26 protein-coding genes are annotated in these 18,379 nt (G+C 65.0%); 13 read left to right on the top strand and 13 right to left on the bottom strand.

What is annotated here, in order from left to right; all coding sequences use genetic code 11:
• Nucleotide 1 precedes the first annotated feature (1 nt).
• Nucleotides 2-985, top strand: coding sequence for a branched-chain amino acid ABC transporter permease (locus CK219_RS19625; RefSeq protein ID WP_095768371.1), 984 nt, complete (start codon nucleotides 2-4; stop codon nucleotides 983-985).
• A gap of 33 nt (nucleotides 986-1,018) precedes the next feature.
• Here CK219_RS19625 and CK219_RS19630 read toward each other — a convergent pair whose 3' ends face one another.
• Nucleotides 1,019-1,711 (bottom strand): helix-turn-helix domain-containing protein, encoded by a 693-nt coding sequence (locus tag CK219_RS19630; protein WP_095768372.1) that lies wholly within the window; start codon nucleotides 1,709-1,711, stop codon nucleotides 1,019-1,021.
• 174 nt (nucleotides 1,712-1,885) lie between these two features.
• Here CK219_RS19630 and CK219_RS19635 point away from each other — a divergent pair, with 174 nt between their 5' ends.
• A complete protein-coding gene (locus tag CK219_RS19635) occupies nucleotides 1,886-2,212 on the top strand; it encodes a DUF1330 domain-containing protein (protein ID WP_095768499.1) in 327 nt (108 codons plus the stop codon).
• A gap of 191 nt (nucleotides 2,213-2,403) precedes the next feature.
• On the opposite strand, the gene CK219_RS19640 is transcribed toward CK219_RS19635, so the two are convergent.
• A complete protein-coding gene (locus CK219_RS19640) occupies nucleotides 2,404-2,877 on the bottom strand; it encodes an Lrp/AsnC family transcriptional regulator (protein WP_095768373.1) in 474 nt (157 codons plus the stop codon).
• A gap of 106 nt (nucleotides 2,878-2,983) precedes the next feature.
• On the opposite strand from CK219_RS19640, the gene CK219_RS19645 reads away from it, so the two are divergent.
• The 6 genes from CK219_RS19645 to CK219_RS19670 all read left to right on the top strand — a co-directional run bounded on the left by CK219_RS19645 (nucleotide 2,984) and on the right by CK219_RS19670 (nucleotide 10,428).
• Nucleotides 2,984-4,186 (top strand): diaminopropionate ammonia-lyase, encoded by a 1,203-nt coding sequence (locus tag CK219_RS19645; protein ID WP_095768374.1) that lies wholly within the window; start codon nucleotides 2,984-2,986, stop codon nucleotides 4,184-4,186.
• Nucleotides 4,183-5,418: a Zn-dependent hydrolase gene (locus CK219_RS19650; RefSeq protein ID WP_095768375.1), complete on the top strand. Its 1,236-nt coding sequence runs from the start codon at nucleotides 4,183-4,185 to the stop codon at nucleotides 5,416-5,418. The genes CK219_RS19645 and CK219_RS19650 overlap by 4 nt, the downstream gene beginning before the upstream one ends.
• A 202-nt stretch (nucleotides 5,419-5,620) precedes the next feature.
• On the top strand, nucleotides 5,621-6,817 hold the full coding sequence (locus tag CK219_RS19655; protein ID WP_095768376.1) for a diaminopropionate ammonia-lyase: 1,197 nt from the start codon (nucleotides 5,621-5,623) through the stop codon (nucleotides 6,815-6,817).
• A 337-nt stretch (nucleotides 6,818-7,154) separates the two neighbouring features.
• Nucleotides 7,155-9,269 (top strand): EAL domain-containing protein, encoded by a 2,115-nt coding sequence (locus CK219_RS19660; RefSeq protein ID WP_095768377.1) that lies wholly within the window; start codon nucleotides 7,155-7,157, stop codon nucleotides 9,267-9,269.
• Nucleotides 9,270-9,359: 90 nt separating this feature from the next.
• A complete protein-coding gene (locus CK219_RS19665) occupies nucleotides 9,360-9,758 on the top strand; it encodes a hypothetical protein (protein WP_095768378.1) in 399 nt (132 codons plus the stop codon).
• A 166-nt stretch (nucleotides 9,759-9,924) separates the two neighbouring features.
• Nucleotides 9,925-10,428: a hypothetical protein gene (locus CK219_RS19670; RefSeq protein WP_095768379.1), complete on the top strand. Its 504-nt coding sequence runs from the start codon at nucleotides 9,925-9,927 to the stop codon at nucleotides 10,426-10,428.
• 5 nt (nucleotides 10,429-10,433) lie between these two features.
• Here CK219_RS19670 and CK219_RS19675 read toward each other — a convergent pair whose 3' ends face one another.
• The gene (locus CK219_RS19675) at nucleotides 10,434-10,733 is read right to left on the bottom strand and encodes an AzlD family protein (protein WP_095768380.1); all 300 of its coding nucleotides are present in this window, start codon (nucleotides 10,731-10,733) and stop codon (nucleotides 10,434-10,436) included.
• The gene (locus CK219_RS19680) at nucleotides 10,730-11,473 is read right to left on the bottom strand and encodes an AzlC family ABC transporter permease (protein WP_095768381.1); all 744 of its coding nucleotides are present in this window, start codon (nucleotides 11,471-11,473) and stop codon (nucleotides 10,730-10,732) included. The genes CK219_RS19675 and CK219_RS19680 overlap by 4 nt, the downstream gene beginning before the upstream one ends.
• On the opposite strand from CK219_RS19680, the gene CK219_RS31735 reads away from it, so the two are divergent.
• Both CK219_RS31735 and CK219_RS19685 read left to right on the top strand, forming a co-directional pair.
• A complete protein-coding gene (locus CK219_RS31735) occupies nucleotides 11,472-11,648 on the top strand; it encodes a hypothetical protein (RefSeq protein ID WP_176477080.1) in 177 nt (58 codons plus the stop codon). The genes CK219_RS19680 and CK219_RS31735 overlap by 2 nt on opposite strands.
• Nucleotides 11,645-12,103 (top strand): Lrp/AsnC family transcriptional regulator, encoded by a 459-nt coding sequence (locus CK219_RS19685; protein ID WP_040981044.1) that lies wholly within the window; start codon nucleotides 11,645-11,647, stop codon nucleotides 12,101-12,103. The genes CK219_RS31735 and CK219_RS19685 overlap by 4 nt, the downstream gene beginning before the upstream one ends.
• A 41-nt stretch (nucleotides 12,104-12,144) precedes the next feature.
• On the opposite strand, the gene CK219_RS19690 is transcribed toward CK219_RS19685, so the two are convergent.
• The 5 genes from CK219_RS19690 to CK219_RS31740 all read right to left on the bottom strand — a co-directional run bounded on the left by CK219_RS19690 (nucleotide 12,145) and on the right by CK219_RS31740 (nucleotide 13,737).
• The gene (locus CK219_RS19690) at nucleotides 12,145-12,465 is read right to left on the bottom strand and encodes a plasmid stabilization protein (RefSeq protein WP_095768382.1); all 321 of its coding nucleotides are present in this window, start codon (nucleotides 12,463-12,465) and stop codon (nucleotides 12,145-12,147) included.
• Between the two features lie 36 nt (nucleotides 12,466-12,501).
• Nucleotides 12,502-12,699: a hypothetical protein gene (locus tag CK219_RS19695; RefSeq protein ID WP_095768383.1), complete on the bottom strand. Its 198-nt coding sequence runs from the start codon at nucleotides 12,697-12,699 to the stop codon at nucleotides 12,502-12,504.
• A gap of 50 nt (nucleotides 12,700-12,749) precedes the next feature.
• Nucleotides 12,750-12,968, bottom strand: coding sequence for a hypothetical protein (locus CK219_RS19700; protein ID WP_095768384.1), 219 nt, complete (start codon nucleotides 12,966-12,968; stop codon nucleotides 12,750-12,752).
• Nucleotides 12,969-12,995: 27 nt separating this feature from the next.
• The gene (locus CK219_RS31305) at nucleotides 12,996-13,490 is read right to left on the bottom strand and encodes a hypothetical protein (protein ID WP_141245381.1); all 495 of its coding nucleotides are present in this window, start codon (nucleotides 13,488-13,490) and stop codon (nucleotides 12,996-12,998) included.
• Between the two features lie 145 nt (nucleotides 13,491-13,635).
• Nucleotides 13,636-13,737 carry a KGG domain-containing protein gene (locus CK219_RS31740; protein ID WP_082056318.1) on the bottom strand — a complete coding sequence of 34 codons (102 nt, stop codon included), beginning with the start codon at nucleotides 13,735-13,737 and terminating at the stop codon, nucleotides 13,636-13,638.
• Nucleotides 13,738-14,000: 263 nt separating this feature from the next.
• On the opposite strand from CK219_RS31740, the gene CK219_RS19715 reads away from it, so the two are divergent.
• Entirely contained in the window at nucleotides 14,001-14,399 is a 399-nt protein-coding gene (locus CK219_RS19715) for a hypothetical protein (RefSeq protein WP_141245382.1), read from the top strand.
• Between the two features lie 53 nt (nucleotides 14,400-14,452).
• Here CK219_RS19715 and CK219_RS19720 read toward each other — a convergent pair whose 3' ends face one another.
• Together CK219_RS19720 and CK219_RS19725 are read right to left on the bottom strand one after the other, a co-directional pair.
• Nucleotides 14,453-15,346 carry an alpha/beta hydrolase gene (locus CK219_RS19720; protein WP_095768387.1) on the bottom strand — a complete coding sequence of 298 codons (894 nt, stop codon included), beginning with the start codon at nucleotides 15,344-15,346 and terminating at the stop codon, nucleotides 14,453-14,455.
• Between the two features lie 39 nt (nucleotides 15,347-15,385).
• Nucleotides 15,386-15,616 (bottom strand): hypothetical protein, encoded by a 231-nt coding sequence (locus CK219_RS19725; protein WP_095768388.1) that lies wholly within the window; start codon nucleotides 15,614-15,616, stop codon nucleotides 15,386-15,388.
• 163 nt (nucleotides 15,617-15,779) lie between these two features.
• Here CK219_RS19725 and CK219_RS19730 point away from each other — a divergent pair, with 163 nt between their 5' ends.
• Nucleotides 15,780-16,499 carry a Crp/Fnr family transcriptional regulator gene (locus CK219_RS19730; RefSeq protein ID WP_095768389.1) on the top strand — a complete coding sequence of 240 codons (720 nt, stop codon included), beginning with the start codon at nucleotides 15,780-15,782 and terminating at the stop codon, nucleotides 16,497-16,499.
• Nucleotides 16,500-16,503: 4 nt separating this feature from the next.
• Here CK219_RS19730 and CK219_RS19735 read toward each other — a convergent pair whose 3' ends face one another.
• On the bottom strand, nucleotides 16,504-16,803 hold the full coding sequence (locus CK219_RS19735) for a DUF982 domain-containing protein (protein WP_095768390.1): 300 nt from the start codon (nucleotides 16,801-16,803) through the stop codon (nucleotides 16,504-16,506).
• 208 nt (nucleotides 16,804-17,011) lie between these two features.
• Nucleotides 17,012-17,188 carry a hypothetical protein gene (locus tag CK219_RS31745; protein ID WP_176477081.1) on the bottom strand — a complete coding sequence of 59 codons (177 nt, stop codon included), beginning with the start codon at nucleotides 17,186-17,188 and terminating at the stop codon, nucleotides 17,012-17,014.
• Between the two features lie 160 nt (nucleotides 17,189-17,348).
• Here CK219_RS31745 and CK219_RS19740 point away from each other — a divergent pair, with 160 nt between their 5' ends.
• Nucleotides 17,349-18,368, top strand: coding sequence for an SDR family oxidoreductase (locus CK219_RS19740; RefSeq protein WP_095768500.1), 1,020 nt, complete (start codon nucleotides 17,349-17,351; stop codon nucleotides 18,366-18,368).
• Nucleotides 18,369-18,379 lie beyond the last annotated feature (11 nt).

Here is an 18,379-nt window from a genome sequence, read left to right on the forward strand (position 1 = left end):
GATGAGCCAAGCGACCCTTCACGCAGAACGCGCCGCCGCCTCCTTGAGGCTCGAACGGGCGCTGGTGGTGCTGGGCATCGTGGCGCTGATCGCCGCGCCCTTCGTCATCTACCCGATCTTCGTCATGAAGATGCTGTGCTTCGCGCTGTTCGCCTGCGCCTTCAACCTGCTCTTGGGCTACACCGGCCTGCTTTCCTTCGGCCATGCCGCCTTCTTCGGCGGCGCGGCCTATTTTTGTGCCTATGCGGTGAAGGCCTGGGGCTGGCCGCCAGAGGCCGGCATCCTGCTCGGCACCGCAGGTGCCGCGGGCATGGGCCTCGTCATGGGCTTCCTCGCCATCCGCCGGCAGGGCATCTATTTCTCTATGATCACACTGGCGCTGGCGCAGATGTTCTATTTCTTCTGCGTCCAGGCGCCCTTCACCGAGGGCGAGGACGGCATCCAGGGCGTGCCTCGCGGCCACCTGTTCGGCGTCGTAGACCTCAACGTCACGATGAACATGTATTTCTTCGTGCTCGCCGTCTTCCTGATCGGCGTCCTCGCCGTCTGGCGCATCGTCAACTCGCCTTTCGGCATGATCCTGCGCTCCATCCGCGAGAACGAGAACCGCGCCATTTCGCTCGGCTATTCCGTCGGCCGCTACAAGCTCGCCGCCTTCGTCATGTCGGCCGCGCTTGCCGGCTTTGCCGGCGCGACCAAGGCGATCGTCTTCCAGTTCGCCACGCTCACCGACGTCACCTGGCAGATGTCTGGCGAAGTGATCCTGATGACGCTGCTCGGCGGCATCGGCACCATGGCCGGCCCGGCGGTCGGAGCCGGCCTCGTCGTCGGACTGGAGAATACGCTCGCGACATCCGGCTTTCCGGTGACCATCGCCACGGGGCTGATTTTCATGGTCTGCGTGCTGGTATTCCGGCGTGGGATTGTCGGAGAGATCTATGCAAGATGGCTGGGGCGCGTCGATGCCGGCAGCGACAAGCCTTGATGCCCTGAGCGATCAACTGGCGAACACCTGGAGCTACGCCGCGCGCTTCGGTTCAACCGCGAACGGGCTGAGCCCGAGCCAGCTTTGCATCTTCCTGCCAATGGCCTTGTCGCCGGTCAGGACGACCTTCACGCCGGCCTTCTCGACAGTCAGCACGCCCATCCAGATTGCGGTCATCGTGTGGAGATCGGTCGAGACGTAGAGGTCGACCTCGAAGCCCGGATCATACCAGCACAAATCGACCTCGCCATGCTTCTCGACGATCAGCCACCACGAGCGTTTCGAGACTGGGAGGTCCTGATACAGAAATTGTATCACGGTTCTTCCCTCGGGCAGCGGCGAGGGGTTCAGATTGCGCCGCATATCCCACATCAACAGCGACGGATCGAGGTTCTTCAACGACAGCCGGGACTCGACCCATTTCTGTCCCCAAAAACCCATCGCCTCGACAACAGGGCGCAAGTCGCGTCCCGCCTCGGTCAGCCGGTAGTCGAAGATACCCTTCTCGCCGGGGACTTCCCGGCGCTCCACGATCCCCGCCAACTCCAGCTCCTTCAGCCGTTGCGACAGAAGGGTCGGCGACATTTTCGGCACACCGCGGCGCAGATCGTTGAAGCGGGTCGAGCCCGCCACCAGCTCGCGCATCAACACCATCGTCCAGCGGGTGCACAGCACCTCGGCGGCCATCGATAGCGGGCAGAACTGCTTGTAACCGTGCTGGGCCATGATCGGCGCCTCCTCCAGAGTTGGCCGGACATTAGACCTTCATGAATGAAGCGGCGAGTACAGAAACTGTACCGGGCCGGTACAGATCCAAGACTGGTTGGCGCGAGCCCTGCCGTGCGAGCCGTTTGGCTGACGCACGGGATCTCCCTGTGCGCAGCAACCAGGAGAATGACCATGACCGCTTACCTTATCGCGGACATCAAGGTGAAAGATCCGAAATGGATACCGGACTACGCCGCTACCGTGCATGACCTCGTTCACAAGCACGGCGGCAGGTATCTGGCGCGCAGCGGCAATGTGAAGACGCTCGAGGGCAAGCCGCTCGACACGACGCTGATCGCGCTGATGGCCTTCCCATCGGAAGCGGCGGCGCACGCCTTCACCGATGATCCGGCCTACGCCCCCTTCGTGTCGGCCCGCCAGGGCGGCAGCGACAGCCGCTTTCAGCTGATCGACAACACCGACCTAGCCGGAACGATTTCATACCTGCCGAAGGGATGATCGGCGGCCGCCGCATCGAACCCGGGATCATCAAGCACAAACAGCCACGGCGCTTGCACCTTCGCCGACATGAACCCGAAAGTGTCGTGCGAACACGCGGCGTCGCCGACCCAGTAGAGGTTGGAGATTGGCGAAAACCAGGACGGCAGCCGATCTCCCCACTTGTTGGGGAGGTCGGCAGCTTCGACGCCTCACCCCACCGGCACCTCCATCCCCACCTTCACCCGGTCCATCGCCACGAACGTGCGAAACCTTTTGACGTTGTTGTTCTCAAAGAACAGCCGCCTGGTCAGCGCCTCGTAATCGGCCATCGTCGCCACCGTGACGACGAGGATGAAATCGGCCTCGCCGGTGACGTAGTAGCATTGCTGCACTTCGGGCACTTGGGCAAAGCCGCGCTTGGCGGCGTCGATCAGCTCGGCGCGTTCGCTCTCCACCTCGACCTCGACGAAGATCGTGATCGGGTGGCCGACCTTGGCCGGATCGACCAGCGCTACATTGGCGCGAATGACGCCGGTCTCCTCCATGCGCTTGATGCGCCGCTGAACGGCGGGCGCCGACAGGTTGACCCTCTCGCCGATCGTGCGCTGCGGCGTGGCGTTGTCCTTCTGCAGGATGGCGAGGATGGCGCGGTCGAAGGCGTCGAGTTCGGGCGAAATAGACATGGCAGCGTTTCCCAACGAAACAAACTTGCAATTCAAGCGCCAAAACAGAGCGCCTTTCTCGCTTGGCCTGCAATAAATTTCAGTCGTCAAGAGGAGAAAGCCGACCATGTTCCTGCTCAACCGCCACCCGGACCATCGCCATCCGCTGACCGAGGAGGACGCCGCGACGCTTGGGCTCGCCGGGGCCGACGAGGCCGAGCGCTTCCTTGCCGCGCGCGACAACCATGCCGAGACGCCGCTGCACGCCCTGCCGGCGCTGGCGGGCGAACTCGGCATCGGCGCGCTGCACGTCAAGGACGAGGGCAAGCGCCTCGGCCTCGGCAGCTTCAAAGCGTTGGGTGGCGCCTATGCCGTCATGCATCTGGTGCTGGAGCAGGCAGGCAGGCAGCTCGGCCGCGCCGTCGCGGTCGAGGACCTGCACAAGCCTGAGGTGAAGGCGATGGCCGGGCAGATGACTTTCGCCTGCGCCACCGACGGCAATCATGGACGCTCGGTGGCGCAGGGTGCCGGCCTTGTCGGCGCGCGCTCCGTCATCTTCGTCCACTCCGGCGTCAGCAACGAACGCGTGGCGGCCATTGCCCGCTTCGGCGCCGAGATGGTGCGCGTCGCCGGTGATTACGACCAGTCGGTCAGGGAAGCTGCCCGCGTCGCCGCCGAGCGCGGCTGGACCGTCGTCTCCGACACGTCCTGGCCGGGCTATGAGAGCATACCCGGGCTTGTGATGCAGGGCTACACAGTGATCGTGCGCGAGGCGCTGAGGCGCTTGCCGCAGCCGCCCACCCACGTCTTCCTCCAGGCCGGCGTCGGCGGCTTCGCCGCGGCGGTCGCCGGCCATCTCGCCATCATGCTTGGCGAGGATCGCCCGAAGGCAATCGTGGTCGAGCCGGCGCGGGCAGCCTGCGTCTATGAGACGGCCAAGGCCGGACGCCCGGTCACGATCGCGCACAGCAAGCCCACTGTCATGGCGATGCTCGAATGCTACGAGCCGTCTCTGGTCGCCTGGCGCGTGCTGTCGCGGATCGGCGATGCTTTCATGACCGTGGACGAGGAAGATGCCGTCACGGTGATGAACCGTCTGGCGAGACCTGCCGGCAACGATCCGGCGATCGTCTCGGGCGAGAGCGGCGGGGCAGGGCTCGCCGGGCTGATCCGCGCCGCTCGCGACAAGAAAATGCGGGCGGCGCTCGGCCTCGACGGGAACTCCCACGCGCTGATTATCAATTCCGAGGGCGCGACGGATCCCGGCCGCTATGCCGAGCTCGTCGGCATGGTGCCGGAAGAGATTGCGCAAGTGAGGCAGCCGGCATGAGCAATCTGATGATCAACGCCGACCGGCTTCTAGGCCGCATCCAGGAACTCGGCGGAATCGGCCGCGATGCGCAGGGGCGGCTGGTCCGCGTCGCCGCCTCCGAGATGGACCGGCTCGGCCGCGACCGCTTCGTCGGCTGGCTGGAAGAGGCAGGGCTCGAGGTCGCCGTCGACCGCATCGGCAACATTTTTGGCATCTGGCGGGACGACGCCAATGCGGGCCAGCCGCCGGTCATGCTCGGCTCGCATATCGACACGGTGATCGACGCCGGCATCTATGACGGCTGCTATGGCGTGCTTGCCGGCCTCGAAGCGATCGAGAGCCTGAGGGAGGCCGGCTTCGCGCCGGCGCGCCCGATCGTGGTTGCCGCCTTCACCAATGAGGAGGGCGTGCGCTTCTCGCCCGACATGATGGGCTCGCTGGTCTTTGCCGGCGGTCGGAACCTCGAGGAAGCGCTGGCCTCGGTCGGCACCGACGGCACGGTGCTGGGCAAGGAGCTGGAGCGCATCGGCTATGCCGGTCGGCATCAGCCCGGCTTCCTCAAGCCGCATGCCTATGTCGAGCTGCATGTCGAGCAGGGGCCGGTGCTCGAGCGCGAGGGCATCGCCATCGGCGCGGTCGAAAACCTGCAGGGCATTTCCTGGCAGCGCGTTACCATCGACGGCGAGGCCAACCATGCCGGCACCACGCCGATGTCGATGCGAAAGGACGCAGGCGTCGCCGCCGCCCGCGTGATCGGCTTCTTGGCGGACCGGGCCAGCGCCTCGTCGACGCGCACCGTCGCCACCGTCGGCACCATCGCGTTCGAGCCGAACGCCATCAACGTCATCTCGTCGCGGGCGATCTTCACCATCGACCTGCGCGATCCCGACGAAACGCATCTTCGCGAAGAGGAGGCGGCGCTTGCCGCCTTCCTCGACAAGCTGGCCGCAAGCGCCGGCGTCACCGTCCATGCCGAAAGCCTGGCGCGTTTCGAGCCGGTGACCTTCGATGCCCGCATCGTCTCGCTGATCGAGGACGGCGCCAGGGCCGCCGGCCTTTCGTGCCGGCGCATGACCTCGGGCGCCGGCCACGACGCGCAGATGATCGCCCGTATCGCGCCGTCCGCGATGATCTTCGTGCCGAGCCGGGGCGGCATCAGCCATAACCCCACCGAGTTCACCGCTCCCGACGAGCTGGTCGCCGGCGCCAACATCCTGCTTGGCGTCGCCGCCCGGCTGGCGGCCGACTGATCGCGGGAGGAATCAGATAGGCGTGCCGCTGGGGTGAAATACCACCAAAAATAGTCATGCTGGCTGTATCTGGTCGTCCCGAAGCGAATATCCGGCGACATCCAATCGAAACAAACTTCAATCACTTAGCCAATTAAAGCATCCAAAATCGCGCCCGAATCGCGCCCGCCGACAGAGTTCAGTGCCTCGCAGGAAGACTAGCATGTTGCTTCTCAACCAACGTCCCGAACACAACCAGCCGTTGGTTGCCGCCGATGCCGAGTCGCTCGGCATCGCGGGGGGCGAGCGGGCCGAGCGTTACCTCAAGGCGCGCGACGATCATGCCGAAACGCCGCTGCACGCCTTGCCGGCGCTGGCCGATCACCTCGGCGTCGCGGCGCTTTATGTCAAGGACGAAGGCCAGCGTCTCGGCCTTGGCAGCTTCAAGGCGCTGGGCGGCGCCTATGCCGTCATGCGACTGGTGCTGGAGGAGGCGGGCAAACGCTTCGGGCGCGATGTCGATATCGGCGAGATCAACGATCCCAAGCTGCGCGCCATCGCTGCTCAGATGACATTCTGCTGCGCAACGGATGGCAACCATGGCCGTTCGGTGGCGCAGGGGGCCGGCCTCGTCGGCGCGCGTTCGGTGATTTACGTCCATGCTGGCGTAAGCCGCGAGCGTGTCGCGGCCATCGCTCGCTTCGGCGCCGAGATTGTCGAGGTCGAGGGCGGCTATGACCATGCGGTGCGCGAAGTCGCCCGCGTCGGTGCCGAGCGCGGCTGGAAGATCGTCTCCAACACGTCCTGGCTGGGCTATGAGCGCGTCCCCGGACTGGTCATGCAGGGCTACACGGTGATCGTGCGCGAGACGCTGCGGCGCTTGGCCGAGCCACCGACGCATGTCTTCCTGCAGGCTGGCGTCGGTGGCTTCGCGGCGGCGATCGCCGGCCATGTGGCGGTCATGCTTGGCTCCAGGCGGCCGAAAGCCGTGGTGGTCGAGCCGCGGCGCTCGGCTTGCGTCTACGCCTCGGCTGAGGCCGGACGTCCGGTGACGATCGCCCAGCAGCAGCCGACCGTGATGACGATGCTCGAATGTGCCGAGCCGTCCTTGGTCGCCTGGCGCGTGCTGGCGCGCGTCGGCGATGCCTTCATGACGGTCGAAGAAGAGGACGCGGTCGCCGTGATGAAGCGGCTGGCGCGGCCCTTGGGCAACGATCCGGCCATCGTCTCCGGCGAGAGCGGCGGCGTCGGGCTCGCCGGACTGGTCCGCGCCGCGGGCGACGGGCAGATGCGCGCGGCGTTAGGTCTCGATGCCGGCTCCCGCGTGCTCGTCGTCAACTCGGAGGGCGCCACCGACCATGGCCGCTTTGCCGAGCTGGTCGGGATGGCGCCGGCAGAGGTGTTCCTGCAGACTGCGTGAGAGCAATTCCAGGAAAAGTTGCGACGGTGGTGCGAAGAAGGTTCGCAGTGGCTAGGCGATCGGCGACGGCGGTCGAGCGCTAAATTCCCTCCAAGAGGGGAGATGCCCGGCAGGCCAGAGGGGGCGCCGCCCCGCCGGCGCTTCAGGTTTTGCAGTCACAGCCAAGCCGGTAGCGACCAGCTCCACCCCAACAAAATCAACGCCGCGATCCTTCACGCCCCCTCTGGCCTGCCGGCCATCTCCCCCTCTTGGGGGGAGATTAACTGAACCACTCCCGGTAACCCTTTTTTCTCTGCTTTCATGCAATATTGCCCGGACGGGATGGCAAGAACAAAGAATGGCGGACGACGATAAACGCAACGGTAAGTTCTGGGCGCTGGCGCTTGATCGCGCTCATCTCGGCCTATGGGACTGGAATTTGTCGACCGGCGATTGCTACTATTCGCCGACCTGGTCGAAGATGTTGGGCTATGAGGCGAACGAGCTCGCCAACACGCCCGATCTCTGGCTGAAGTTGACCCATCCCGACGATCGCCGGCGCGCGCAGGAAAGCGGCGACCGGCATATTGCGGGCCTCGTCGAATCCATCGAGACGGAGCTGCGCCTGCGCCACAAGGACGGCCACTGGGTCTGGGTGCTCGACCGCGGCGGCATTGTCGAGCGCGACGCCGACGGCAAGCCGCTTCGGATGATGGGCGTGCAGACCGACATCACCCGGCAGAAAGAGGCCGAGGCGGCGCTCGAGCAGGTCAACATCCGCTTCCGCCTCGCGATTGCCGCCAGCGGCACGGGCATCTGGCACCACGATATCGGTACGAAGAAGAGCTATTGGGACGCGCGCACGCGCGAGATCTTCGGCCTGATTGCCGATACCGATGAGGTGACGGCCGACCTCTGGCACACCTACCTTCATCCCGACGACAAGGAAGCTACCGAGCGAGCGCATCTGATCGCCCCCGGCTCGAACAGCGTCGTCGCCTCGCAATACCGGATCGTCCTGCGTGACGGCCAGGTCCGCCATCTCGAGTCGCTGGTGCGTTTCATTGCCGGCGTCGGCTCGGCCGGCCAGATTTTGGGCACGGTACGCGACATCACCGAGGAGAAGACGCGCGCCGAGGAGCTTGCCTTCGCCGCGCGTCACGACGCGCTGACCGGGTTGTTCAACCGTTCGGCCTTCGACCGGCTGCTTGCCGAGAACATTGCCATGGCCGGGCGGCTGCCGCTTGCCGTGTTCTATGTCGATCTCGACTACTTCAAGGCGCTCAACGACTATGCCGGCCATGCCGCCGGAGACCTCGCGCTGAAGAGCGTCGCGGCGGGCATCCTCGCCAGCCTGCCCGCGTCGGCGCAGGCGGCGCGCCTCGGCGGCGACGAATTCGCGCTTTTGGTGCCGAACTGCAATGACGCCTGTGCCGAGCACCTTGCCCGCGCGGTGCTTGCCGCGGTGCGCGACGCCGATATCGGCACTGCCGTCACCTCGCGCAGGCTTGCCGCCAGCATCGGCATCGCCTTCGTGCGCGACCCCAACATGAGCGTGGCCGACGCGCTCGCCTGCGCCGACGATGCCTGCTACGCCGCCAAGGCCGGCGGCCGGGACCGCTTCGCGGTGTTCTCGCCGGAAACGACGTCGGGCGCCGGCCTCAATGCCGCACGGTTGGCCGCGGACCTTGTCGATGCGATGGAGGACGGCCGGTTGAAGCTGTTCGGTCAGCAAATCCATCGGCTCGGCCAGCCATGGGAAGATAGCCGCCACGTCGAGGTGCTGGCCAGGCTCGAGGCCCGCAACGGCAAGATGATCCCGCCCGGCGATTTCATGCCGGTCGCCGAACGCTTCGGCCTTGCCGCCCGGCTCGACCGCTGGATCATCCGCACCGCGCTGACGCGCCACGGCGAGGCGATGCGCGCGGGCGCCATCTCGCTCGACTTCAACCTGTCGGCGCAGACGCTTTCCGATCCGCAGCTCTGGGATTTCGTCGACGAGGCCATCGCCGACGGCGGCGCGCCGGCCCCAGCCATCGGCTTCGAGATCACCGAAACCGCCGCCGTCACCAATTTCGATGCCGCGGCCGAGTTCGTGCGCAAGGCCAGGCAACGCCGCTGCCGCGTCAGCCTCGACGATTTCGGCGCCGGGATGAGTTCGTTCGAATATCTCAGGCGCTTCCCCGTCGATGCTATCAAGATCGACGGCTCCTTCGTCGAGCACATCGCCGAAAGCCGGTTCGACCGCGAGATCGTTTCGGCGATCACCGGTATCGCCCGCTCGATGGGCGCTGCCGTGGTTGCAGAGAAGGTCGAGGACAGGAACGCGCTGGATATTCTCATGGACATGGGCGTTGCCTATGGCCAGGGCTATTTCCTGCACCGGCCCGAGCCGCTGGAGGCGATCGTGGCGAGAGCCGCAAGCGGCACTGCGTCACCGTCGCGGCCGCATGCTAGGTCGGCACAAAAATAAGACGTTCCTAAAATTGCAATCACTCATTTAAGGGCGCCGTAATCCGGCGCGACGATGATCCGATCTCACAAAATGGACCGGAGCGCGTGGATGAAAACCCTTCCCTTGTTTGCGGCAACTGCAATCGGCCTGCTCGGCATCTTCGCCACGCAGCCGTCTTATGCCGGCTCGGACCACGGTGGCGGGGCGACGCCATCCACGATCGAAGGTGACGACGATCAGGTCAATACATCCAGCGTCAGCGACGATCATGAGGCCGCGGAGAATGACGAGGCCGGGCACAAGGGTGACGGCGCCGCTAACGGCTCGCATGAAGGCGACCAGGACGGCGATCATCAGGGCGAGGATCATGACGGCGACCACGAAGGCGGGGACAGTGCCAGCCATGACGGCGGCGCAGACAGCGGCGGCCACGACGGTGGCGGCGACAGTGGTGGCCACGAGGGCGGCGGGGGCAGCGGCGGCCATGACGGTGGCGGGGACGACTGACTCTTGGGGTGATAACGCGCCCATCGTTAAAAAGTGAGCCATCCTTCTATCGAACTCTTAGGACAACTGGGCTTATTGCCTGTGAAACGCTTTGCTCGGGACATGACGTCTTGGCTCGACTATCCGGCGTCCGAACCATGACGGAGGGCCGCCTGCGAGACCCGTAATGTCCTCGACCGTCAACATCGCCATTGTGACCCTGCAGCCGCAGCGCCCGTTGTCGACGGCCAGGCCGGCTGCCAGTAGCCACAGCGCCGTCGGCACCGCGGCTTCGCCGCTCATGCAGGCGGAGCCCACGGCCCCAGCATCCAAGTTCAGCCTCGACAACCTCAATATCACGGCGACGAAGGTCCGACTGATGGAACGTGCGGGCAAGGAGTTCCGCATTGATCAGGCCGAATACGACTCAGTGTCGTCCTACGGTACAGCGGTCAAGAACGCCGTCGAAGCGTTGAAACGGCAATCTCCGTCGGCGATCGCCGAGATCGAGAGACAGCTTGGCCTGGACCAGCTTGGCGTTTCTCTCGATAGTCTCGTCGACGCGATAGCCGATCCGCGAGGCAGCGATAGCAAAAGGCTGGATGCCGCGTTGAAGCAGCATGCGGACGGACCGGGCGCAGGCGACGCCGCATCGATCCAGTCGGACGAGCTCGGGCTTTACGGCGGCTGAGGCAGCTAGCCCATCAGCCATCTCAGCACGCCCGCCGAAGCCACCCCGATCACCACCGTCGGCAGCATCGACAGCCGTGTCGCCGCCAGCACCGTTATGGCAAGCGCCGCCAGATCGGCCGGATTCTTCGAGACGAAATCCGGCGCGATCACCGAGATCAGCACGCAGCCGGGCGCGGCTTCCATTACCGCCGTGGCGCGTGGGCCGAGCGCGCGGTTTCTCAGCACCACATAGCCGCCGATGCGGGTGAGATACGTCACGCCGGCCATCGCCAGGATGGCGAGCACGGTCATCGGATCGATCATCTCTCACCTGCCAGGAACCACGCGGCCACCAGGCCGGACAAGGCACCGGCCGCCACATACCAGGCGCCGGGCACGACGAGATAGGTGAGCGCCGCCATCGCCAGGCTGACCAGCCAGGGCCGCGCCGCGGCAAAGCCCGTCCACATGCCCCGAAGCAACACCAGGAAGACAGCAGGGAAAGCCAAGGCAAAACCATAGGTCTCGACGTCGCCGAGCAGCGGCCCGAGTGCCGCGCCGCAGGTCGTGAACGCCACCCAGGCGAGATAGAAGGGCAGGGCGGCGCCCAGATAAAAGGCCAGGCTGAAGGCCGGCCGCATGCCGGCGTCGGCGCGCTGCCGCGCATCCGCGAGGCCCACGGCCCAGCTTTCGTCGCACATCAGGAACAGCGCCGGAAAAACCTGCCGCTTCGGCAGATGGTTGATGAACGGCGCGAGTGCGGCGCCCATCAGGAAATGCCGGCTATTGACCAGAAAGGTGAGGGCGGCGATCAACAGGATATGCGGCGGCGAAGTCCAGAGCTGGATCGCGGCGAATTCTGAGCCGCCGGCGAAGTTGAGGCCGGTCATCAGCGGCACCTCGGCCACGCTCAGGCCCTTCTGCGCGGCCTGCGCGCCGAGCACCAGCGCGTAGGGGATGATGCCGAGCAGCACCGGCGTCGAAGCGGCGAGCCCGCGTCGGAACTCGCCGCCGCGTCCATCGGTGCTTTGACCCTCGGCGAGGGCGATCTCGGAAACGCTCATGGCTTTGCTTTCGGCTGGCCTCGCGGCCGCCGTTCTCCCGCTCGGTTGTGGGTTGCTATCGGTGGGGCACTATAGCCGAATTGCCTCGCAATCGGGTTGCGAAGATGCCTCGCTTCTGCCAAAATTTAGCATTGAATGGCGCATTCAAGAAAAAGATTGGAATTTGGCACTATGAAGCTAGATGAGATCGACAGGCGCATCCTGCGCGCCTTGCAGCGCGACGGGCGCATGGCCAACAACGATCTGGCCAAGGAAGTCGGCCTCTCTCCGTCGCCTTGCCTGCGGCGCGTCAAGTTGCTGGAGGAGGCCGGCGTCATCGACCGCTACGTCGCGGTGCTCAACCCGGCCAAGATCGGCCGCGGCCAGACCTTCTTCACCCGCATCTGGCTGAAGCAGCAGGATGAGGACACGATCGAGCATTTCGCCGCCGAGGTGGCGAAATTCCCCGAAGTGATGGAGTGCTATCTGATGCTGGGCGACTGCGACGCGATGGTACGGATCGTGGCGGCCGGCATCGACGACTACCGCCGCTTCCAGTCGGAGCATCTGAGCCGCATCAAGGGCGTGCAGAACGTCAAGACGGATGTGCCAAGCCAGACGATCAAGCAGACCTCGGAGATGCCGCTGTGAGGCTCTTGCCTTCTCCACAAGAAGGGGAGAAGGCAAAGTCCTCAATGATGGGCGTGGTGCTCCGCATTGCGCTTGCGCGTGGCCGCTGCCTTCTTCGCGGAAGCGGAGCGCGCGGCCGCGGATCGCTCGCCCGACGCCTTGCCGCCAGCCTTCCCGCCCTTATGCGCCGCCGGATGACCGGTATGCTTGCCGCGGCCGGAGCCGCCTGCCTTCTTGCCCCCGGCATCGTCCTTGTTGACCGTCGCCCAAGCGCGCCGCTCGGCTTCCTTCTCGGACACGCCGCGCTTTTCATAGCCTTCGGCGATATGGTCGGCCTTGCGTTCCTGCTTGTCGGTGTATTTCGATTTATCTCCGCGTGGCATTGTCCTGCTCCTTGTTGCGCTGAGTGATTGAGAGTCTCAGGAACTCTTTTTCTTGGCGACGTCGCCGAGGTCAGCCCGTTCCGGATCCTTGTTGTTCTCGTCGGCCGCGTCGCGATCCTCGTCGGGATCATCCTTGGCCGGCAGATAGCCGCGCGGCTTGTTGGCCTTCGGGCCTTCCCAGCGCGGCCATTGATCGGAGGTTCCGGGACGTCCGGTATTGGGTGAATTGCTCATCTTAACCTCGCTTTCGAGAAAGCCGTTTGCCCTCCATCCTTGGAGAACCGTCAGCCTTCCGCTTTCATGGTCCGTGCGATCTTCAAGAGTTTGTCGCGGTCGTGCCCGTGCTCCCGGATCAGTTCGCGCGCCTGCTTCGGCGACAGATCGGTGTTCTCCGCCAGGAAGCGCACGTCGGGATCGTCGCCGCCCTTGGTCGGCAAATGGCCGGTCGCCGCCGCATCGGCGGCGCCCGGCCGGTTCGGTATATTGTCGTTCGCCTGGGTCATCGCAGGCCTCCTTCGATTTCCGCCGTATCAGTTCGCTGTCTGGGACTGTCTGCGGCGTGCTTCCTTCTTGCGGCGCAGCACCTCGTCGGTGCCGACGATGTCCTTCGAGCCGCCGGTGATCGCGGTCGAGACCACGGCCGGCGGATCGCTTGCCGGAAAGGAGTCCTCAAGGCCGGACTGCAACTGCTCCTCCAGCGTATCCGGGTCTTCCGAACGGCCTTCGGCGCGACGTCCGTCGATCTCTTCCAGATCTTGCTTGGCGTCGGGATGCTCGCGCACATTGCGCAGCGTCGACACGACGAGTTCGACGGCGAATTCCTTCATCTCCTCGCTGTGCGGGGCGGCGACGTCGGTCTCCTCGACCAGGCGAACAAGCGATTGTTCGAGCTTGTCCAACTCGCGCATGCCCTGGCAGTGCCCAAGTTTCTGCGCCAGAGCTTGGATCAGCAACGGACCGAAAGTCGAGTAGGCTTGCATGCGGGTCTCATCGACCTGTTCGGGATGAAGCGTTTGCAGCGACATTGATGCCTCCGTTCAAACATCTTGCGGCGGCAGCCTGGGCAACCGACTGAAGAGGAACTGAAGGGCAGGGCAGAAGTTCCATCGCGGGGGAGATCCCGCGGGCAGATGAAATGGCGTCCGTGAAGGACACGGACGCCATTTGAATTCAGCGCTGACCGCCTTTACGGCCGGCCTCGGAGGCGCGCTGGCGGTCTTCGGCGAAGTTGCCGCTGCCACCTCGGTGCTGGCCGGCGCTCCGCTGACCCATGTTGCGGTCCTCGGCCTGCTGCTGCCCGCTGCCGCGATGCTGGTCTTCGCGGTTCTTGTGGCTCTGCTGGCCGGCCTTGACGTGCTGTTCGTGGGTTCCGCCTTGATTGGGCATATCGAATCTCCGTTAATTCGGATTTTTCTTGAGGGTGAATTCAAGGACGCGTCCAACATCCCTGAGTAAGGGCAACAGGCGCCGGCGATCGATGTTCCGGTCGAAACATTTTGTGACTCGTCAGACTGAAGTCCGATCCGGCCAGCGCATTGGGCTGGCTTGTGCAACCAAATCTCTTTTTGCGAATTGGTGAGCGGCCGACGAGAAAGCCCCCTCCATCGCCGGCTATCATGGTGCCCGCCGGTCAGCCCCGCGCAATTCCGGCGGGCACCGTTATTCATAAACAGAAGGCCGCGCAGCCGACTTCGGAGCGAGACGACGTTTTGACCTATATCTCTGCAAAGCCCGCTCGGCAGGATGCCGAAAGCCTGCCTGCCAATGACAACCAGCGTACCACCCTTGCCGATCTTTCGTTCCTCGACATCATCAACGACGAGGACGAGGTCGCCGATATTGCCAGGCGCGCCGAGCGTCTCGGCCATGCCGCGCTCATCGCAATGGCGATCGGCCTGGCGGCCCTGCCGTTGCTCTGGCTGATGCTGAGGTGAGCCAGCCGACCGGCCGCCTGGCCGGCCGGCGCCATCTGCCGGAAAGGATTGTTCTATCTTCCGGAAAAGAAGGCGTCGAGCGTGGCCGCCGTTTCGATCGGCGATTCCTCCGGAAAGAAATGGCCGCCGGGCATCGCCCCGCCGCTGGCATCGTCGGCCCAGTTCCGCCATATGCCCAGCGGTCCGTCTTCGTCCCGATACCATTCGGCCAGCGCGCCATGCTCGCTCCACAGCGCCAGCACGGGGCAGGATATACGCCGGCCGGCCTCGCGGTCCGCATGGTCGTGCAGCCGGTCGAGCGAAGCCGCCGCGCGATACTCTTCGCAGATGGCGTGGATATGCGCCGGATCGCGCAGCGCATCGACGTAAGCCTGCCGCACGCCGGGCGGGAACACGTCGGCTGCGGATCCCCAGCCGGAAAGCGCATTGTCGACGATTGCTTCGGCCGTCGCCGCCAATATCGTCTCCGGCAGCGGCTCGGGCTGCGCCAGCAGCGACCATGGCCAAAAGCCTAGCGCCAGCTTGGCATCGGCCCGGTCCCAGACCTCGGCGGTAGGGACGATGTCGAGCACGGCGAGCTTCTCGACGCGGCCCGGATGATCGAGCGCCAGCCGGTAGGCGACGCGCCCGCCGCGATCATGGCCGGCGACCAGGAAACGTTGGAAGCCGAGGTCCCCCATGAGCGCCGCCATGTCGGCCGCCATGGCGCGCTTGCCGTAGGGCGCATGATCGGCAGCCGATGGCGGGCAGGAGCTTTGCCCATAACCCCGCAGATCGGCACAGACGACGCTGAAATCCCGCGCCAGGCTGGGCGCCACGTCGCGCCACATCGCATGCGTTTCGGGAAAGCCGTGCAGCAGGAGCAGGCCAGGCCCGCTGCCGCCATGGCGGACGAAGATACGCGCCTCGCCGGTGTCTACTTCCAATGTGTCAAAATCGGCGAACATGCTTGGCTCCGGCGGGATGCGATGCTGATGGCAAAGGCCTCACTTCCAGGCCGAGTCCAGCGTCAGCGACGCCTCGAATATCTGCTCCTTCTCGGTGCGCAGCTTCACGGTGATCTTCAACTGTTCGGTCCCGGGCGCCTCGTCGCGGGCAATGTCGTGCAGGATGCGCAACGCCTCAAGACGGGCACGCTCGCGGTCGGCAAAAAGCTGCCCGTGGTCGTCAATCTGGCCATGCTCGGCGTTATGGAGGTCGAAATAATAGCGTTCCATCGGTGAAGCACTCCGGGCGTTTGGCAAGTTCAATCCCTGGCCCCGATCATGGTTCCAAGCGGTTGATCCTCAGGGAAATCCGCGGCGCGCCGGCCCTTGCTGCGCGGCCGCCTGCAACCGGCCCAGCCCTGCGGCGTTAGCTGTTGCCCATGGAGAACCGCGGATGCTGGAATCGCTTTACCTCAACCTCGGCCAGCATGACGTCCTGTCAGAAGAAGAGAAGGCGCTGCTCGCCGGCGCCATGTCGCTCGAAAGATACGTCGCCGCCGGCGAGGATATCGTCACGGAAGGCACGCGGCCGACCTACAGCACGCTCATCATCGACGGGTTTGCCGCCCGCTACAAAGTGTTGGAACACGGCGGCCGCCAGTTCACCTCGCTGCAGGTCGCGGGCGATTTCGTCGACCTTCATGCGTTTTTGCTCAAGACGATGGACCATGGCATCGTCGCGCTATCTCCCTGCCACGTCGCCGCAGCGGAGCATAGCAAGCTCAAGACGATTACCGAGCAGGCGCCGCACCTTACCCGGCTGTTGTGGCTGGACACGCTGGTCGACGGCGCCATCCACCGCGAATGGATCGTGGCCATGGGCCGGCGCTCCAAGACCTCCCATCTCGCGCATTTGATATGCGAGCTGTTCGTCAGGCTGCAGGTGGTGAAAAAGACGCGCGAGATGAGCTTCCATCTGCCGCTGTCGCAGGCCGAGCTCGCCGACGTGCTCGGCCTCTCCGTCGTCCATATGAACCGGGTCATCGGCACGCTGCGCCGCATGAACGTGGTCAGCTGGACGAACCATATGATCACGATCCTCGACTGGGAGCGGCTAGTTGCGATCGCCGAATTCGACCCAACCTATCTCAGCATGACGCGCGAGCCGAGATAGGCATCTAGCTGCGCGGGGTCTTGGATCGCGACCACAGCTCATCCAGCATGGTAAGGGCGGCACTCGGCTGGGCAGGCCTCAGCAGGCCCTGCTGCGCGGCGACCTTCTTGAAGGCGGCAAAGGCGATGGCCGGACGGCAGGTGCCGGCGATCGCGTCGTCCACCAGCCGGGCCGCCTCGAGATAGGCCGGCGCCTCCTTGTTCTTCCATGCGCCTCCGAGCGCCTTCTTGGCCTCGGCGACGGTGGTGACCACCATCGTGCCGCCGCTGACGAAGCGTATGGTGAGGGGCAGGAAACGGCTCATCGGTCCTTCACCATCCGAGCCATTCGCGCGTGCGCCAAGCAAGACCGACAAAGGGCGCGGCCGTGATCATGGTGGCGGCGAGAATAAAAAGCGGACTGTTCGTACGCATGGATTTCATGTTTCACCGTAAAAATTGCGAATGGCAGTAAACGATGACTTCGGCAGTCGGTTGCATCCGGCCGGCTGGTCCGAGGTTGCAAATCCGAGGCTACATATTGCTCGCGGGCCGGGCCGGCGGCGCCGGGCGGTGCGGCGGACGCGGGCGCGGCCTGAGCGGCACTTCGGCCAGCGAAGCGCGGATCACCCTGACGGGGACCGGCGGCGCTGCGGCGCGCCGGCGCAGCATTGCGGCCGAGAGACTGCCGATGAGAGTTCGAACGTCCATGTGGACTCCTCCTGAAGAGTCCCCCAGTGACCAAGCGTTAGCACCGCGGCCGGGCGGCCGCATTTAACTTTGATGTACGCGCAGGCATCTCGGCGAGGTGCGGCGATCCAAGGGCCAACCTTTTCCGTTGGCATGCGTTGTCCTCCGAAAGGAGACCACCATGCCGACCAGCACCCGAACGAAAACCGACACAGCCAGAAAATCAGCGACCGCCAAGAAGACAGACACGGCGAAGGCCGCGAACAGGCAGCGCGGCGTGCAACGCAAAGTCGACGCCACCGACCGCAGCAAGCCGAAACCCAAATCGCCGGGCGCCATGCAGGCCGGAGCACGCCCGTACCCGGTACCGCCTTTTCCCAAGCAGCACCACCCAAAACCCGGCGAGGAATGGGCTATCGAGCCGGCGCCGCTTTATGATGCGCCGTTCTGGCAAGGGTCGGGCAAGCTCGAGGACAAGGTTGCGCTGATCACCGGCGGCGATTCCGGCATCGGCCGCGCGGTCGCCGTGCTGTTTGCGCGCGAGGGCGCCGATATCGCCATCGCCTATCTCAGCGAGGACCGTGACGCCAAGACGACAAAGCAGGCGGTTGAGGCGGAGGGGAGGCGCTGCATCACCTTGCGCGGCGACGTGGCCGAACGCGCCTTCTGCCGCAAGGCGGTGGCGGAGACGCTCAAGGCCTTCGGCAGGCTCGACGTGCTGGTCAACAACGCTGCCTTCCAAATCCACTCGGCCGATTTCGCCGATCTGACGGAGGAGCATTTCGATACCACGCTGAAGACCAATCTCTACGGCTATTTCCATATGGCTCAGGAAGCCGTGCCGCACATGGCGCCGGGTTCTGCCATCATCAACACCGGTTCGGTCACCGGCATCGAGGGTTCGAAGGAACTGGTCGACTACTCGATGACCAAGGGCGGCATTCACGCCTTCACCCGCGCTCTCTCCGGCAACCTCATCTCGAAGGGCATCCGCGTCAATGCCGTGGCGCCGGGTCCGGTCTGGACGCCGCTCAACCCGTCCGAAAAACAAGCGGAAGACGTTTCGCAGTTCGGCGCCAAGACGCCGATGAAGCGGCCCGCCCAGCCGGAAGAGATCGCGCCGGCCTACGTGTTCCTGGCCTCGCCGCAATGCTCAAGCTACATCACCGGCGAAATCCTGCCGATCATCGGGGGTTACTGACACCCATGAGG

This window comes from Mesorhizobium sp. WSM4313 (assembly GCF_002294725.1).
Classification (GTDB): Bacteria; Pseudomonadota; Alphaproteobacteria; order Rhizobiales; family Rhizobiaceae; genus Mesorhizobium.